This window comes from Marinilactibacillus sp. 15R (assembly GCF_001895285.1).
Classification (GTDB): domain Bacteria; phylum Bacillota; class Bacilli; order Lactobacillales; family Carnobacteriaceae_A; genus Marinilactibacillus; species Marinilactibacillus piezotolerans.
In genome coordinates this window covers 2,245,982-2,263,053 of the sequence record NZ_CP017761.1, presented here as the reverse complement: position 1 = coordinate 2,263,053, position 17,072 = coordinate 2,245,982, and the positions used below count along the sequence as shown (strand labels likewise).

Here is a 17,072-nt window from a genome sequence, read left to right as displayed (position 1 = left end):
TAAAGTTAAAAATTTTTATCTAAATAATAAAATAAGCTTAGCCAAATTGATTATAATAAAGGGCGGAGATAAAATGAGATTTCATTGTACGAAAAAGTTGCTTGATTTGTTGGGTAAGAGTTCAAAGCTATATGATTCTGATCCGTTACCTGTACATCCAGTGGACAAAGTGATTAATCAAGATGAATTATATGACTGGCACGCTTCGGTAACTGAAGCAGATGGAAGTTATATCGTAACGTTCATAAATGATTTGACAAGTTTTCCCGTAGCCGTAGGACTATTTGATTTAGAAAGTATGCATGAAGTTTTTGAAGCTTTTGAAAATGTTCTAGGTGAAGTCATGCTTAGACAAAAAATCGATAAACAAATTGTTTTCGAATATCTGGAAAATCTTGAGCCGCCTGTCTTGACTAAAACAATTAGCCGTGCAAAAACAGGTCCATTGTCAGCTGTAACCATTGATGCCAAAAATAGACTATATGATGAAGAGTTTACAACTTATTTTGATCCTGTTGAGTTTACAATTGAGCTGTCAGAGATACCGAGAGTGAAAAATGGAAAAGCCTTTGATCCAGCTGAAAATTGGGTAGATATTTGGGATGAACGCACTAAACTAGAAGATGGTTATCTAAGACCTGTTGTATCTGATGAATTTCTAACTGAGGATGGTCAACCCACACAAGCAGACTGGATGGCTTTTTATGAAACAGTTGATAAAATCAAAAAAGCAGCCCCTTGGAGAAAGATTTCTGATGATGAGTTGATTGCCGTTATGGATCCAGATACTGAAGAGTGGATTTATTGTTCCGTTATGGGAAGACTAGGAGAATTTTCCGGAATTGGTCTATTTGAAGGAAAAAAAGGGTTGGAAAGTCTTGTGAAAGTCTATTCAGTAGATCATTTTATACCAGATTATCAGTTGAAATCCATTCAAGATTGCTTGTTGCTATCTTTTGTCAGTAGAACGGATATAGAAACAGATAATTTTGAGAGATTACAAAAGTTGAATTTGCTTGAAAATAATTACTATTTTTTACCTGAAATTATGAAACACACACCTGGATTTGTTCCATGGTCTATACTTTCAAAAGCTGAAGTAAGACGGGCTACACTCATACTCAGTCAAATTCTAATCGTTATAAGCAAACTTGGGTATGAAGATTCACTGCCACGACTGATGGATGGCATCGTTACGAGCCGTTTCAAGCAAGAAGGAAAATGGGAAACGAGTGAACATCCATTACCAGATTTAAAAAGTTTGTTTGACCAAGAATCTTATGTTTTCAAAAATGAGATTGTGATCCATCAGATTAAAAAGGCGCCTAAGAGTAATATTTCGATCCAGGTTGACGCTGCTCATGCACCAGCCGTTCTTCAGGAACATCCACAAGACAGACCTTATTATCCAATTATTAATTTATGCGTAGAAGAAGCAAGCATGGAAGTTTTAAGTGCGGTAACCTACCCAGAAATGAAGCAAAATCCGGAACATATTCTGGAATGTGTAGTAGAAGTTTGTAAGGAAATCAGGCCAAAGGAAATTATTGTCAGAAACCATACAATCGAATGGGTATTAGCAGACTTCTGTAATAAATCAGATATTAAACTCGTCAAAAGAGAGCGATTGCCTGAACTTGATGAAGTAATCATACAAATGGAAAATGAGTTTAGTTAGACTATTGATCAGCATTAATGATTGTCATAAATAATGATATTTGAAGGGGTGAGCAAAAGATGATCGACTTGCATTGTCATATTTTACCTGGCATAGATGACGGGGCTAGTACAATGAAGGAATCCATGAAGATAGCTCGCTTAGCTGTTGCTGAAGGGATTACGCACATATTAGCTACTCCGCATCATATGAATCGCAATTGGATGAATGAGAAAAGCAAAGTTGTTGAGTTAGTGAATGAAGTTCAATCTGAACTCGACCGTGAAGGTATTCCATTGACTATTTATCCGGGGCAAGAAGTTCGTATCTATGGAAATATACTAGAGGATATAGAAAAAGATAAATTGCTATTCACAGATGAATTACAACAGTATCTCTTGGTAGAATTTCCAACTGCTTCGATTCCCAATTTTACTGAACGTTTATTTTATGATCTTCAAACTAATGGAAAGACGCCAATTATTGTACATCCTGAACGTAATCGGGTGATTCAAGAAGATCCGCATAAGCTGAAAGAGTTCGTACAGCATGGAGCGTTAGCACAATTGACAGCTGCCAGTTATACCGGCGGATTCGGAAAACAAATACAAAAATTGAGTAAACAAATGATCGATGCTGATCTTGTTCATTTTATTGCTTCTGATGCTCATAATACAACAAATAGGGCATTTCATATGAAAGAAGCACATAATCTAGTGATGAAAGATTTCGGGCGTCATAAATGGCATCAGTTTGATCAGACAACAAAAGACTTGATTAATGGAGATGTGGTCATACCGCCTACACCAACCAATATTGCAAAGAAAAAGTTTTTTGGCCTATTTTAGGCAATTTATTGTTAATGAGTATGATGAACTTAAAATATTTGATTTTTAAAGATCAGAAATACTTTTCGTTCTATAATATATTGGAAAAATTATTTAAGATTTTATATGCTGTTTTATCAACTTTTTTATTTGATTTAGCAAGAAATTTTGTCTAAATAAGAAAATAGATTTACTAAATCAAAACTATATGTAATTTTGATTGATGAACTATTGAATTTCGATACTGGCTGCTATAGCCGCAAATAGCTTTTCTATTCTCTACTGAGGATAGGAAAGCTATTTTTTATTAAGAAAATGATTAAATTGGCACCCTTAATTTGACGTTTGTCAATCATTCAACTCGATTCGGTTCGATTAATAAGAGTTTGTCACGGATTTAGTTAGTTTTGTCTTTTTGAATGAGCGTACTTAAACTTTTAAAGTGGATTTATACAAGGCCTTGTATAAATCAAACAGGAGATCTTCAGAAAATTGAGGAAAGATATGAATAGAATTTTAAAAGAGGAAATGGAGCAGGACTTTTTCTATGTTCATGATTCAATTGTATATGGTGCAATCAAAAAGTGCGGTATTCATTATGACCACGCAAACTATGATGACTTTGTTCAAATCGGACGCATAAAACTGGTAGATGCTTATAAAGAATTCCCAAAATCTTTATTCAATGAAGAATACTTTTATCAGTTTACTGGATATGCTTACCGGAAAGTCTATTGGGCACTTATGGATCAGATTAGAAAAGAACAACGAATTTTTGAAAGAGAAGCGGCTTTACCAGATTCATTTGAAGAATGGCAGATGACTGATCTAGAACCATTTGATGAGGATTTTGTGATGTGGGAATTATTTCACTCTATGCTTCAGTGTCTTTCAGAAAAGGAACAGGTCTATTTGAAGGATTCAGTGATAGAACAATTGACCATTACAGAAATTGCGAAAAAAAGGAAAGTCAGTAGGAAAACAGTATATGCTTGGAGGAAACAAGTAGCCAAGAAACTGGAACATTATCAAGCTGTAATAAAAAAATAATTAGGAGATGAAGATAAATGAGCAAAAATGTTATTATCGATGCAGGACATGGTGGAACAGACACAGGAGCGAATGGTCTTGGAGTAATGGAAAAAGACTGGGCATTAGAAATCAGTCGCTATCAGTATAAACGACTGAAAGAATTGGGCGCACAAGTGGCTTTGACTAGAAAAGGGGACAGTACTTTAAGTCCTACAGAACGAGTTGCACGAATCAAAAATCAGTATGATGTCTGTGTATCGAATCATTGGAATGCTTATGACGGAACCGCCAGCGGAATTGAGACAATACATTCTGTTCACGCCAAATCAGCTTTTGCACAGCAATTAGCAGACCATTTAGTTTCTGCTACTGATTTACCCCTGCGTAGAGTATTTAAAAGGTCAATCAGTACAGGTGTGGACTATTACTTTCTACACCGTCTAACAGGTCGTACTGAAACAGTAATCATAGAGTATGGATTTATAGATAACCAGCGAGACTTTGATTATTATAACAATGTATCCCATTTCAATACTGCTGCTGAGGCTATTATTGAAGGGATCTGTGAAAAAATTGATGTAAAGTATCAGCCCGTTAAAGCTCTGAGTGAGCAAAGTAAGAAAAATATTAATCAGACTTCTAAGACTATTAGTTATATAGGAAAAAGAGTAGAAAGTATTTTTAATGGAACACTTCGCTTTTATAACCAGCCTAGCTGGAAAGATGAGGATGTATATGGTCAGCTTTTAAAAGGACAAGGATTTCCAGAAATTATTGAGAAGATCAAAGTAGGGAGCAGAGAGCAGTATAAAGTGAAAAATTCAAATGGCCAGATTTTTTATCTGACTGCTAGTCCAACGTATGTAAAAGTAATTTAAATATATGAATTAATAAAGCCTTTCCATTTCTTAGTGAAACGGAAAGGCTTTTATAGATTAGTGTTCAAGTTTCTATCTCATCTTCAATCAATGAAAAAGCTTCTTTAATATCTTCTAAATATGGATCGTCTTCTCCAAGAGTTAAAGTTACCATCTTATAGGATAAAGAATAGACTAGTTTTGTATGCCAGCCAATAGGAGAGGGGGCATCAGTGCCAGTCATTTTAGATCTTGTTTTTCTTTGTAATAATGTATCTGTGTCAAAACTTTGTGTAGGTGCAAATAATAGTTGCCACTCTCTGGAAATCTGTAATTCAACTAAGTATAAACGAATAGCCTGATCAAATAATTTATGGACATTTTTGATATTTAAGTTAATGATCAGCTCATGATGATGAACAAAGCTTAAGAGGGTTTTATCTTTATAGGATGAATAATTCTTTAAGTGATGGAGTCCAATCCAATTCACATTTTGTTTTGAAGGACCTTTATCTGGAACAAAAACAATGGTTCCAGCTACATATGGACATTTCCGATTAATATTGATAACTCTGCCTAAATTTTGAATAGTTGAATAAGGAACATGGTCATTAAAATAGGACTGCATAATTTGTGTGGTCGTTTCTTTACTTTTCAATACATCACCGCGGTACTGAAAGACGAGTGAATTATAATCGCTATCGGCAAGGTTTGAAATATCACAAACATAGAGTGTTTCACTATCTACAATAATTTTCTTTAAAGGAATTGCTTGATTTATGTATTTTTTTAACTCTTCTGAACAAATTTGAAAAGTAGTAGCTGAAGTTCTATAAATGGAGGGTGAGTCTTCTATCTTATCGCCAGGCATTCTCATGTTAGTACAGATAGTGTTCTGTAAATCATAAAGTATCTTTTTGGTTTGTTCCATTTGATTTATTCCTCTCTTTATATCTCAAGATCAGTCGATAAAACTAATAAAGAGATAATATTTATTGGCAAAATCATTATAGCAAACATGTGTTATTTGTCACAATGGAATTAATTAGATTTAGAACTTCATCAATAATAAAATGTGATTAAAATACAATATTGTTCTTTTTAGATTCGTGTAAATGCTTTAGCATTAAAGAAAATAAGTGCTTATTACGCTATATAATTAAATTTTTTTCCTTTTTTGTTCAAAATTTTGACTTATTACAAATAAGACTGATAGAATCTATGAGTCATTAAAAAAAGGAGAGTACTAATGAATAAAAAAAGAAAAGTAATTACTAATATTATTTTAGGTAGTGCGCTGTTTCTGACAGCATGTGGGACTGATTCGCAAGAAGATACAAGTAGTGAAAACACTGCTTGGAATGATATTCAAGAAGCTGGTGTGTTGCGTGCAGCTACTTCTGGAACTTACTATCCCAACTCTTACCATGATGAAGAAACGAATGAATTAACTGGTTTTGAAGTTGAAATTTTACGTGAGATTGGTGAGCGTCTGGATTTGGAAGTTGAATTTACTGAAATGGGTGTCGATGGAATGTTGACATCACTTAATAGTGATCAGCTTGATATTGCAGCATTAAGCATCAGCCATGCTGGTGAAAATGCGGATAAGTTTAATTATTCAATTCCTTACAAATATACGTATATGTCTATGATCGTTAGAGAAGAAGACAATTCTGGGATTGAAACGATGGAAGATCTGGACGGTAAAAAAGCAGCAGGTGCAGCAACCACTTCTTATATGAAAATCGCTGAACAATATGGTGCAGAACTCGTTATTTACGACAACGCTACAAATGACCAATATCTTTGGGATGTTGCAAATGGACGGACAGATGTTATCATTAACGATTATTATGGTCAGACAATGGCATTAGAAGCTTTTCCGGAGATTCCAGTCAAGATTCAGGAAGATCTCTTTTTTAATCCAAGTTATACAAACTTTTCAATGAAACTAGGCAATGATCAGTTGACTGAAGCAGTGGACGGAGCACTTGAAGATATGCATGCTGATGGGACCTTAAGTGAATTATCTGAAGAATATTATTATGGAGAAGATGTAACAAAAGAAAAAGATATGGATATTATGACAATAGAAATTGAGGAATAATTATGGGGCTTCAATGGGAATATATTTTTGACCCGGAGCTTGCCTGGGAGACATTACCTTTCCTTTTGGCCGGAGTACCAAAGACTTTGTTTATTGCGATTATCAGTACAGTAATCGGAATGATACTAGGGATGGTACTAACTTTAATGCGTATGTCTAGTATCTGGGTAGTAGGCTGGTTAGCAAGAGTTTATGTATCATTTATGAGAGGAACACCTGCCTTAGTATTTTTATTTCTGATTTATTTTGGTTTACCCTTTATGAATGTTCAATTTGATGCGATGACGGCAGCCATAATCGGATTTAGTTTGAACTCAGCAGCTTATATATCAGAAATTTTACGCTCCTCTATTTCTTCGGTCGACTACGGACAATGGGAAGCAGCAAAAGCACTGGGTTTGAATAAGATCGTTACGATGCGTGCCATTATTTTACCTCAAGCAATTAGAATCGCCGTTCCTCCACTTGGGAATGTGCTGCTGGATGTAATCAAAGGAACTTCATTAGCAGCAATGATCACTGTTAATGAGTTATTCCAAAATGCACGTATTGTTGGTGGAAGAGAATATGATTATATGACAATGTATATAATGGTCGCATTGATTTACTGGGCAGTCTGCAGTGTGTTTGGATATATGCAGAGTTATCTTGAAATTGTTTCTTCTAAGTATGTTGAGCAACGTTAAAACTAGTAAGGAGAAAACTTTTATTTTATAAATAATTTCATATTAGTGGAAATTAGGATTTTAAAAGAATATCAGAAAATGTGTTAGGATCGTTTTAGTATTCATAACAACTATTATTGCGACTTCCTAAATTTATTTGCACAAGTAATACAAGAAAAAAGCGAATAAATGAAATTTTATATTTTTTTGAACTAAAAAAGGATCAAAATTAAATAAATAAAGTCTTGCTAGGGATCATACAGCCAACTAGCAAGACTTTATTTTTTGAATGCATATCTTAAAATTGTGACTTTATGAACAATTATATGGTATAATTATAGTACAAAAGTAACTTAATTGTTATTTTTTTGATAAACGATCTTATAAAAGGGAGTGTAAATAATGAAAAAATTTAGTTTATCTAACTATCAACTTTTAGCAATTAGTGTTGTCGCTATTGGAGTACTTTATCTAATCTCGCTAATCATTCATTCTGATTTCAATACGATAATTTGGTATGCCTCCATCGTCTTAACTGTTCTTGCAATTATTCTATCAGGCGCTTTAATAAGCGGAGATAGACAGCGTGGTAACTATCATTCTAGTCCCAAAGATACTAAACGAGCTCTTAACTACAGTCAGATTATTTTAATAATAGCTATTCCATTTTACTTAGTTTTGTTAGTCCAATATTTTATAAATTAATTAGTTAGTCTCAATATGAAATTATACAGTGATAATAAATAAAAGTCAGCCTGATCTATTAAATCTATAGATGAGACTGATTTTTTTATTTTAAGTTTGTGCTTTTGATAGCAAATCACAATTAAAATAGTTCTTATAGGATTAATGTATTTAAACAAACCTGCAGAGTAATCAGCACTGATTACTCTGCTATAGGCTTGCTTATTTCATTCAGTCTTTTTGATATTTTTTGGTTTGCCATATACTTATGCTTCTGCTTTATCTTTTGTACAACACTAAGTAGGGGTTTAAAGCTTTCGTTATCTGCCTTAATCGGCATAAAAACAATTGGTTGCTCTATATCTAAGAATAGGGTTCCTGTACTTACGAGAATATCAAAATCATAAGATTTTAATGTAGACTCAGAGATTAACGGTTTGTGAAAGAGCTCAATTGTTAAAGAATCTTCTAATTTAGAGTCAAGTAAAGCTTTAACATTGTTACCATGCTGATAGTTAATGTGACTATGCAAAAGAATTCTACACCTTGAAAAATTATTATATAAGTGAAGTGATAGCTGCTCCCATTTTGAAAGCAAAAAGAACATTAACTCTTCTAAGTTAATTTGGTCAGTTGTTAATGCCCGATTTTTACATACTTTAATCAGTTCCTGCTCAGCTAGCTTATAAAACAAAGGATAAGAATTTTGGAAAATATCAAGCAGACTATAATCTCTTGGTCTGAATACTAAATAATTATTTAACCCAGTTTTAGAATTATAATAAGAATAAAGTGTCATAAGCTCATCTAATTTATGAACTAAATGGCAATGATTGTCCGAAGGTAAGTCAAATACGTGACTTAAATATTCTAGACTATTTGTAATTTTATCTAAATTTTCATATTTAAGATGGTTTTTTTTATCTGATTTTATATAAGAGCCATAATAATAGCAATAAATATATGAAAATACTTTACCATATTTCAGAATGAAATCTTCTGACATTGATAAGGATTTTAACCACAACTCGATTTTTATTTCAGTGTTTTGAAAATCATCGGAGGACAGACCTTTATTTTTTAAAGGGGTTAATAATAGTGAATTTCCTCGTTCTTCTCTAAACATATTAATTGCTAGAAATAGTCTTATTTTGTTAAAATTCAATGCTTCAATTCTCATACTGTCACTTAATTGGAATGATTGGACTAATTTATTTAGAGTATCCTCGCTGACGTTTTTAAAAGGCCATTCTGTTTGAGGGTAAGCTTCATGAAAATATTTAGTATAAAATTTTCGAATTAAAAATTCATCGCCTTTGATTTGATAGGGCCTAGAGTCTAAAACCAATCCATGATTAACTAAAAGATCTTTTAATTGTGAAGTTAAGCGACTCAATGAAGACATGCTGACAAATAATTGTTCTTCCAGCTCTCTTGAAGTTAATGTTTGATTAAAGAATAATAATTCCAGCATTTTGAATCCAAGGGAGTTTCTAATAAGGTGCTGCTGAAAATAGTCGATCCCTATATGCAGGGGGAGTTTCATGACGATTCCGCTACTTGAAGCATCAATCGTTCCTCCAATATCATTTAATTGACTTTTAATTTCATCAAGATATGTTTTTGTACTCCGAATAGAAGTATTATTTTTTTGTGCTAAGTATTGAATAGTACAAGGTTTCTTTGCAAAATACAATGTTTCAACTATTAGATACTTGCGGTTATCTTTTGCTGAAATCAGTTCCTTCATAAAAAAATCCCTCATTTCTAACTTTCGATAAAAAGTATATCAATATAAAATATCACGTGTTTTCAATAGTTGCATTGTAGCATGCAATTATTGAAAATGTAAAATGTGTAATATTTGATACACTCAATATGCATTCTTCTGATAATATTTTTGTAATTATCAGTACATTCCGAAACTGAATATCTTAAATAGTCATTAAATATAGGGGGAAATCACATGAAGAAATTGAGTGTATATGTTTTAACGTTTATTATTCTGTTACAGCAAATATTTTCAATACCATTTACTGTAATTGCTGAAAGTTTTGATACAGAAAAAGAAATAACAATCAGTCAATTAGCTTTGACAAATGATTCGGGTGAGGAAATATCAGAAATTGATAGTGAATCTCCGGTCAATCTGTCTTTGAATTGGCAGTTTGAAAGTACTGATGATGAAATTGAAACGATTATTTCGCTTCCAGAACAATTAAATGGTCAACAGTTTGAAAGCAAATTAATTGATGATAAAGGAAAAGAAGTAGGCACATATTTAGTTTCTGCTAATCAAATAATGTTATTGGCAAATCCTAATACTGTAGGAGAAGGCAATATAAGTGTTTCATTACAATTAGAAGATGAATATACTGGAGAACAGGATTTAGAATTTATCATCAATGATACTGCAATTATAAAAACAATTTTTATAAATTCTAACCAAGAGAATAATACAGAACCTTCAATTGTAAATTCTTCGGAAGAGAATGATGAAGTAAATTTAGTCGATGAGAATAAGGGTAAAGAGACTGATGATTCAAGTTCAGTGACAGATGCTGCAGATCAGGGTACTAGCAGTAATACTAATTATCAACCAAAAGCTGCTGAAATAACTGCTATGCAAAATATTGATGATCAGATCATTTTTTCTAACGTCAGATTTACTGACGGAGATGAACAAGAATATGGCGCTGACTATCCATATAATCTTGATGCCAGTCCAATTGGAAGATTATACTTTGACTGGGAATTAATTGACCAACATACAGTGCAGTCTGGGGATACTTACACATTTAACTTACCGGCAGAATTCAAACCTGTTGCTGGAACTAATGGACTACTTGGTGAAGTGGGTACTTGGACAGTCAATGCTGATGGCTTAGTGACTTTTGAATTTAATGAATATGTTGATGGTGATGATGTAAATGGTAATTTCTGGTTTGAAATTACTTTAGATGAACAAGAATTAAGCGAATCTATTGAACAAGAAATCGCATTTGAAAATATTCCTGATTTTACGATTAATTTTCCAGTTACACCCAAAGGTGGAGCGTTGATCGATAAAAAAGGAACAATAAACAATGAAGGGTTTAATTCCTCTGAGGCTTATTGGACAGTCGATATTAATACTGCTTTAAACAAATTAGTAAATGCAACAGTCACTGATAATATTCCAACAAATATGAATTATAAAGATAATAGTATGGAAGTCATTATACTTCAGATGAATCCGCAAGGTGACAGAACTGAGCAAGAAGTATTAGATCCAAGCAAATATTCAATTGAAGTAAATGAGGAAGGGAATCCTGTTGTACATTTTAATAATCTTAATGAAGAAGAAGCTAAGCAGGCATATCGATTAAACTATACAACTGAAATTGTAGAACCTAGTGAAGGATTTGATGGAACGCAGACATTCACGAACAGAGCTGTACTTGAAAATAATAATGAAATCTATCCGGCTGAATCTACTGTAAGCAGTGGATTTGGAAAAGAGATTGAGAAATTAGATCCTGAATATAATTCAGAAACTCAAACATTCGATTGGACAATAAATTACAATTATAATCAAAAATATATTGATTCAGAAATTGGTTTAATCAAAGATTCATGGAATCCTGCGGGAGTGATGGAACTTGATGCAGATGATCTATCTGTTTACCCTGTTTCTATTGATGAAAATGGAAATGCGGTAGTAGACGAAACACCTATTGATCCTTCCAATTATCAGCTAACAATAAATCCGGATAAATCTGGATTTGAATTGAACTTTGTTGAAGATATTGACCAGCAAGCTTATCAAATTAAATATATGACCAAATTGGTTGGATCAAAAGGGACTGGTATTGTAGATAACAGTGGTACTGTTTCTAACACTGTTGAAACGGGTACAGAAAGAACCGACGGTAGCAGCGGAAGATGGACTCAACAAGGAATCATCAAAAGAAGAACAAATTTAGATATTAACCAAAAAACAATATCATGGAGAATTGACATCAATAAAAATGGATATTTGATGGAGAATCTAGTGTTAACTGATGTCTTTACAGGAGATGGGTTATCTTTAATCGAAAATGCAGCTAATCATTCAGGTTTTGAGTTAAAAATAGTTAATGCTCAGGGAGAAGAATTTACCGGTTATACAATTGATGCAAATCCTGAAAATGGTTCAGGAAATGGATTTATATTGGAATTTACTGAACCAATAAATGAACCTTTAATGATTGATTATACTACTCATTTTGAAAGAAATTCCGATGGAACTGGAGTATATAAAAACAGTGCATCTATTGATTGGCGCGAAGGGGATACAGATTATACAGTTGGTACTGGAGATATCAGTGGTGGAGATACGAAATTCACTGCAAGCAATGGTGTTAAGTCTGGAACATATAATGCAACAACTCAACGAATTACTTGGGAAGTTAACACAAACTATGCAAGGCTTCCAATTCAGTCGCCTTATACGATTGAAGACCAGATTCCAGAAAATCAAGAAATAATCGAAGATTCTATAACAGTATATAGTTATGAAGTTAATCAGACGGGTGATATATTAAATAAAATTCCTTTAAATAGCGATGCATATAGAATTGATCTTCCTACTACTGAGAATAATAAAAAATTAACCATTACTTTAGAAGAAGAATTGCTGGGAACTCGCACAGCAGTAGGTATCAGTTTTGATATAAAATTTGAAGATGATCTAATTCAAGACAGTGAAGTAGCTAATCAAGCAGTCATCACAAATGGAGAAAATACTTTTAACCTAGATGCTACAGTTCCTATCCCTTATGGTGGAGAGTATGGTGATAAATTTGGAGAACAAGCTGGAGAGGCAAACGAAAGAGCAGACTGGACAGTTTATTTGAACCCCAACCGTTCAAGAATTCGTAACTTTGTATTAACAGATAATCCTGATTTGAATTCAGTCTTATTAGAAGATACATTTAGAGTTTACGAAGCTTCAGTAGATCAGACAGGAAAATTAACAAAAACTGATAACCTTTTAGAAGAGGATAAGGATTATACACTTTCTATAGAAACAGATAATACAACGGGAAATCAGGAATTTGTTTTATCATTTAACGATGAGATTACAGAAGCGTATATATTAGAATATAGTTCCTTTATTGATCCTTTAACAAATAAAGGGGAGAGCATAAGTAATACTTTTAAAGTTGAAGGATTGAATGTGGAAGTTATTGAATCGTCAGAAAACGAAGTTGATATTGTTAAAAGCAACGTTGGGGGTGGAAGCGGCTCTAGTATTCGCGGTTCTTTAGCTTTGCAAAAGACAGATGAAAGCGAGAATAAAGTTTTACAAGGTGCTGTTTTTGAGTTGCTTACCGAAGACGGCTCACAAGTTTTAAGAGTTGGTGAGACCGATAGTAATGGAGAACTTTTATTTGGAGGATTAAGAGGAGGAACTTATCTCTTAAGAGAAACAAAAGCACCAGATGGATATATAATAAGCGATGAATTAGCTGAAGGAATGTCTGTTACTTTAAATAATACTGAAGAAAATGAGGTAACAACTTTAGATCTGAAAAATTCATTAACAAAAGTAAATATAGAGAAAATTGAAATAACCAATTCTGGTACTTCTATTATTAACGATGAAGTAACTTATAATATTTATGATAGTGAGAATAATCTGGTAAGGGAAAGCATTACAGCTCTTGATGGGATTATTACAGTCGAGAATCTTGAACCTGGGAATTACTTCATAGAAGAAGTTGCTGCACCAGATGGATATATTAGAAACACAGAACGTGTAGAATTTACGATTTCAATTAATAGTAATGGGACGCAAACTGTTCCTACAATTGATATCATCAATTATCAAGGTAGCGTCGAATGGTATAAATTAAATGAAAAAGAAGAACCATTGCCAGGAGCTGTTTTTGAAATCACTGGTCCAAATGGATTTACCACTGAAGTAACATCCGATGAGAATGGTTTCGTTGAGGTTTTTGGATTGGCACCTGGAGACTATACTATTAAGGAAATTACAGCTTCTACAGATTATATCTTAAATACGGAAGAGGTCACTTTTACAATTGAAAATGAAAGTTTAGGTGAACCATCTCCGTTAGAATTAAATAACTTTGTCAACTACCAGGGGAAAGTTAAATTAGTAAAAACAAACGTTATAGGAGAACCATTATCCGGTGCTGAATTTACTCTTTTAAGAGGGGGATCGGTTATTAAAGAAAATCTGGTTTCAGATACAAATGGAGAAATATTTGTCGAAGGACTTGTTCCTGGTGAATATTCTTTCATTGAAACTGCTGCACCAGAAGGCTATATCCTGAATAAGGATTCTGCAGATTTCACAATAAATGCAAGTAACAAAGGAGAACCAGTAGTTGTAACTGCTGGAGACTTCTTGAACTATAAAGGATCTGTTGAATTAAATAAAATCGATACTAATGGATTACCGTTAACAGGTGCGGAATTTGAAATTAGAGATCAAGAGAACAATCTGATCTAAGACAACTTAATTTCAGATGAATCCGGAAAAGTAATGGCTGAAGGACTTGCACCTGGAAAATATTCAATTCAAGAAACTGCTGCACCAGAAGGCTATCTTTTAAATACACTGCCAATTGAGTTTGAGATTGTTTTTTCAGAAAATGGGGCAGTACAAACAGTCGATGCAGGAGAGGCAATTAATTACCAGGGAAGTGTGAGAATATCTAAGAGTGATTCCAGGAATAATGGTTTACAAGGAGCAGTCTTTGAAATTAGAAACATTGACGCACTAGTGTTGCATGAAACATATTATGTTTCATGCAACACTAGTGACTTCCTATATTTAAAATAAATAATTTGTAGTTAAAGACAGGTAGTTTTTCTACTTTACATTAGGAATCAATAAACAAACTTGCGAGTACATTTATAAGTGTACTTGCAAGTTTGTTTTATTATTTCTTGTTTAAATACATAAAATTGAGTAGAATCCTGTATCAAATGAACTGATAGTCAGAATTCGGACAAAAAATCTGTTTTTTATTGACTATACATAGATGAAGGTCTATATTACTTACATAGATACTTATCTATGTACGCTTATTAAATTAGTTATATAAAAGGAGCGAATAGAAGATGACAGAATTAGCAATATATGAACCAGCAATGTGCTGTGCTACAGGGGTATGCGGACCATCCGTAAACGAGGATTTATTACAAATTACTTCAGTTATTAATGCTTTAGATACACTAGATGGTTTTCAAGCAACAAGATACAGCTTGTCTAGCAACCCTCAAGCATTCGTTGACAATGCGTCTTTGAGCACGCTATTACAAGAAAAAGGTGCGGAAGCTTTACCAGTCACTTTATTAAACGGTGAAATTGTTAAAGTTGGCGATTACCCTTCAATGGAAGAAATAACAGCCTTTACAGGAGTACAATTTGTGCCAATGGATTCAGATACTGGTGGCTGTTGCGGACCCAACTCAGGATGTTGTTAGGAGGATTTAAAAAAAATGAGAAATTATCAACCAGAACAATTAAATCTTACAAAATATCTTTTCTTTACTGGTAAAGGCGGCGTAGGAAAAACGTCTACGGCTTGTGCTACAGCGGTATCATTAGCGGATAGCGGAAAAAACGTTATGTTGGTTAGTACGGATCCGGCTAGCAACTTGCAAGATGTTTTTGATAAAGAATTAACCAATAGCGGTCTAGAAATTCCAGAAGTCAAAGGGTTAACGGTTGCCAACTTTGATCCGGTAACTGCTGCGAATGATTACATGGAAAGTGTAGTAGGTCCTTATAGAGGAGTACTACCAGAATCAGCTGTAGCCAATATGGAAGAACAATTATTAGGTTCTTGCACTGTAGAAATTGCTTCTTTTAATGAATTTGCAGGATTTCTGACCAATCCAGAAGTAGAAGCTAAATATGATTACATTATTTTTGATACAGCACCAACCGGACATACATTAAGAATGTTGCAGCTTCCTTCTGCTTGGAGTAGTTTCTTGGACGAAAATACTACTGGAGTTTCCTGTATGGGACAACTATCAGGGTTAGGCGATAAACAAGAGATGTACAAACATGCAGTAGATACATTAGCCGATGGGGCAAAGACAACTTTAATGTTAGTGAGTCGCCCACAAAATGGACCGCTTATTGAAGCCAATAGAGCGTCAGAAGAATTAAAAGAAATTGGTGTTTCAAACCAACAACTCATTATCAACGGGCTATTAGAAAGACCGACGGATAGTATTTCTCAAAAGATATATGATGAACAACAATTGACTTTAAAAAATATGCCTGAAAATTTGAAACAATTCCCAGCATTTATGGTTCCACTACGTTCTTATAACGTTACAGGTGTGGAAAATCTCCGATCGCTCTTAAAATCAGATCAAGCAAATGTCGTAGTAAAAGCGCAAGAAGTAAATGCCTACCCTAAATTGCAACACATTGTAGATGAGTTAAATCGGACGCATAAAAAAGTTATTTTCACTATGGGTAATGGCGGCGTTGGTAAAACGACGATTGCGGCTGCTATCGCTACAGGTTTGGCCGCTAAAGGGAAAAAAGTTCATTTAGCCACAACAGATCCTGCGGCACATTTGGGTTTTGTTATACAAGAGTCGGACTCGATTAAAATGAGCCATATCGACGAGAAAAAAGAACTAGCGGATTATAAAGAAGAAGTGTTGTCTAAATCTCGTGAAACGATGTCTTCTGAAGAGTTAGATTATGTTGAAGAAGATTTGCGTTCTCCTTGTACCCAAGAAATTGCTGTTTTCAGAAGATTTGCAGAAATCGTGGCTACAGCTGACTGCGATGTAGTGGTGATTGACACTGCGCCAACTGGTCACACGCTATTACTATTAGATTCTTCCCAAAGCTATGCGAAAGAAGTAGAAAGAACTTCTGGTGAAGTGCCTGAGGCAGTTCGCAGATTGTTGCCAGTTTTACAAGATCCAAAACAAACTGAAGTGGTTATGGTAACTTTACCGGAAAATACCCCCGTTTATGAATCAATGCGTCTACAAGAAGATTTAGACCGTGCAGGAATCGCACATACGTGGTGGTTATTAAACAATAGCATGTTAGCGAGCGGTACGACCAATGAAATTTTAATGGCTCGTGCTCAAGGCGAAGTGACTTGGATTAATAAAGTAGCAGAATTATCTGACAATCATTTTGCGGTGGTTGAATGGAGTCATACAGAAGTAAAAGGTTCAGTAATAGAAACTATTTTAAATTAG

13 protein-coding genes are annotated in these 17,072 nt (G+C 33.9%); 11 read left to right on the top strand and 2 right to left on the bottom strand.

The genetic code is table 11. From position 1 onward, the window contains the following. Positions 1–73: 73 nt before the first annotated feature. From BKP56_RS11165 to BKP56_RS11150, 4 genes are all read left to right on the top strand, one after another. Positions 74–1,678, top strand: coding sequence for a DUF7309 domain-containing protein (locus BKP56_RS11165; protein ID WP_072695148.1), 1,605 nt, complete (start codon positions 74–76; stop codon positions 1,676–1,678). A gap of 59 nt (positions 1,679–1,737) precedes the next feature. Beyond that, positions 1,738–2,505 (top strand): tyrosine-protein phosphatase, encoded by a 768-nt coding sequence (locus BKP56_RS11160; protein WP_072695147.1) that lies wholly within the window; start codon positions 1,738–1,740, stop codon positions 2,503–2,505. Positions 2,506–2,988: 483 nt separating this feature from the next. Further along, positions 2,989–3,534 carry a sigma-70 family RNA polymerase sigma factor gene (locus BKP56_RS11155; RefSeq protein ID WP_072696144.1) on the top strand — a complete coding sequence of 182 codons (546 nt, stop codon included), beginning with the start codon at positions 2,989–2,991 and terminating at the stop codon, positions 3,532–3,534. Positions 3,535–3,551: 17 nt separating this feature from the next. After that, positions 3,552–4,394, top strand: a complete 843-nt coding sequence (locus BKP56_RS11150; RefSeq protein ID WP_072695146.1) for an N-acetylmuramoyl-L-alanine amidase family protein — start codon at positions 3,552–3,554, stop codon at positions 4,392–4,394. A 64-nt stretch (positions 4,395–4,458) separates the two neighbouring features. Here the strand turns inward: BKP56_RS11150 and BKP56_RS11145 are convergent, their stop codons facing one another. Next, a complete protein-coding gene (locus BKP56_RS11145; protein WP_072695145.1) occupies positions 4,459–5,304 on the bottom strand; it encodes a competence protein ComK in 846 nt (281 codons plus the stop codon). 318 nt (positions 5,305–5,622) lie between these two features. Between BKP56_RS11145 and BKP56_RS11140 the strand changes: the two genes are divergently transcribed. The 3 genes from BKP56_RS11140 (at position 5,623) to BKP56_RS11130 (ending at position 7,853) form a co-directional block, all read left to right on the top strand. Further along, positions 5,623–6,483, top strand: a complete 861-nt coding sequence (locus tag BKP56_RS11140; protein ID WP_072695144.1) for a transporter substrate-binding domain-containing protein — start codon at positions 5,623–5,625, stop codon at positions 6,481–6,483. Between the two features lie 2 nt (positions 6,484–6,485). Next, the gene (locus tag BKP56_RS11135; RefSeq protein WP_072695143.1) at positions 6,486–7,169 is read left to right on the top strand and encodes an amino acid ABC transporter permease; all 684 of its coding nucleotides are present in this window, start codon (positions 6,486–6,488) and stop codon (positions 7,167–7,169) included. Between the two features lie 381 nt (positions 7,170–7,550). Beyond that, a complete protein-coding gene (locus BKP56_RS11130) occupies positions 7,551–7,853 on the top strand; it encodes a DUF5316 family protein (protein ID WP_072695142.1) in 303 nt (100 codons plus the stop codon). Between the two features lie 181 nt (positions 7,854–8,034). Here the strand turns inward: BKP56_RS11130 and BKP56_RS11125 are convergent, their stop codons facing one another. Continuing rightward, on the bottom strand, positions 8,035–9,582 hold the full coding sequence (locus BKP56_RS11125; RefSeq protein WP_072695141.1) for a helix-turn-helix domain-containing protein: 1,548 nt from the start codon (positions 9,580–9,582) through the stop codon (positions 8,035–8,037). 216 nt (positions 9,583–9,798) lie between these two features. Here BKP56_RS11125 and BKP56_RS11120 point away from each other — a divergent pair, with 216 nt between their 5' ends. The 4 genes from BKP56_RS11120 to arsA all read left to right on the top strand — a co-directional run bounded on the left by BKP56_RS11120 (position 9,799) and on the right by arsA (position 17,072). Then, positions 9,799–14,334, top strand: coding sequence for a SpaA isopeptide-forming pilin-related protein (locus BKP56_RS11120; protein ID WP_072695140.1), 4,536 nt, complete (start codon positions 9,799–9,801; stop codon positions 14,332–14,334). 9 nt (positions 14,335–14,343) lie between these two features. Further along, a complete protein-coding gene (locus tag BKP56_RS11115) occupies positions 14,344–14,667 on the top strand; it encodes an MSCRAMM family protein (protein ID WP_257786588.1) in 324 nt (107 codons plus the stop codon). A 281-nt stretch (positions 14,668–14,948) separates the two neighbouring features. Beyond that, the gene (arsD, locus tag BKP56_RS11110) at positions 14,949–15,314 is read left to right on the top strand and encodes an arsenite efflux transporter metallochaperone ArsD (RefSeq protein ID WP_072695138.1); all 366 of its coding nucleotides are present in this window, start codon (positions 14,949–14,951) and stop codon (positions 15,312–15,314) included. Positions 15,315–15,329: 15 nt separating this feature from the next. Further along, a complete protein-coding gene (arsA, locus tag BKP56_RS11105) occupies positions 15,330–17,072 on the top strand; it encodes an arsenical pump-driving ATPase (protein ID WP_072695137.1) in 1,743 nt (580 codons plus the stop codon).

What these genes read in the sequence shown, in the direction of transcription:
- arsD (WP_072695138.1), top strand. Translation starts at nt 14,949, where the DNA reads ATGACAGAATTAGCAATATATGAACCAGCAATGTGCTGTGCTACAGGG.
- BKP56_RS11155 (WP_072696144.1), top strand. Translation starts at nt 2,989, where the DNA reads ATGAATAGAATTTTAAAAGAGGAAATGGAGCAGGACTTTTTCTATGTT.
- BKP56_RS11135 (WP_072695143.1), top strand. Translation starts at nt 6,486, where the DNA reads ATGGGGCTTCAATGGGAATATATTTTTGACCCGGAGCTTGCCTGGGAG.
- BKP56_RS11165 (WP_072695148.1), top strand. Translation starts at nt 74, where the DNA reads ATGAGATTTCATTGTACGAAAAAGTTGCTTGATTTGTTGGGTAAGAGT.
- BKP56_RS11145 (WP_072695145.1), bottom strand. Translation starts at nt 5,304, where the DNA reads ATGGAACAAACCAAAAAGATACTTTATGATTTACAGAACACTATCTGT.
- arsA (WP_072695137.1), top strand. Translation starts at nt 15,330, where the DNA reads ATGAGAAATTATCAACCAGAACAATTAAATCTTACAAAATATCTTTTC.
- BKP56_RS11140 (WP_072695144.1), top strand. Translation starts at nt 5,623, where the DNA reads ATGAATAAAAAAAGAAAAGTAATTACTAATATTATTTTAGGTAGTGCG.
- BKP56_RS11125 (WP_072695141.1), bottom strand. Translation starts at nt 9,582, where the DNA reads ATGAAGGAACTGATTTCAGCAAAAGATAACCGCAAGTATCTAATAGTT.
- BKP56_RS11150 (WP_072695146.1), top strand. Translation starts at nt 3,552, where the DNA reads ATGAGCAAAAATGTTATTATCGATGCAGGACATGGTGGAACAGACACA.
- BKP56_RS11160 (WP_072695147.1), top strand. Translation starts at nt 1,738, where the DNA reads ATGATCGACTTGCATTGTCATATTTTACCTGGCATAGATGACGGGGCT.
- BKP56_RS11130 (WP_072695142.1), top strand. Translation starts at nt 7,551, where the DNA reads ATGAAAAAATTTAGTTTATCTAACTATCAACTTTTAGCAATTAGTGTT.
- BKP56_RS11120 (WP_072695140.1), top strand. Translation starts at nt 9,799, where the DNA reads ATGAAGAAATTGAGTGTATATGTTTTAACGTTTATTATTCTGTTACAG.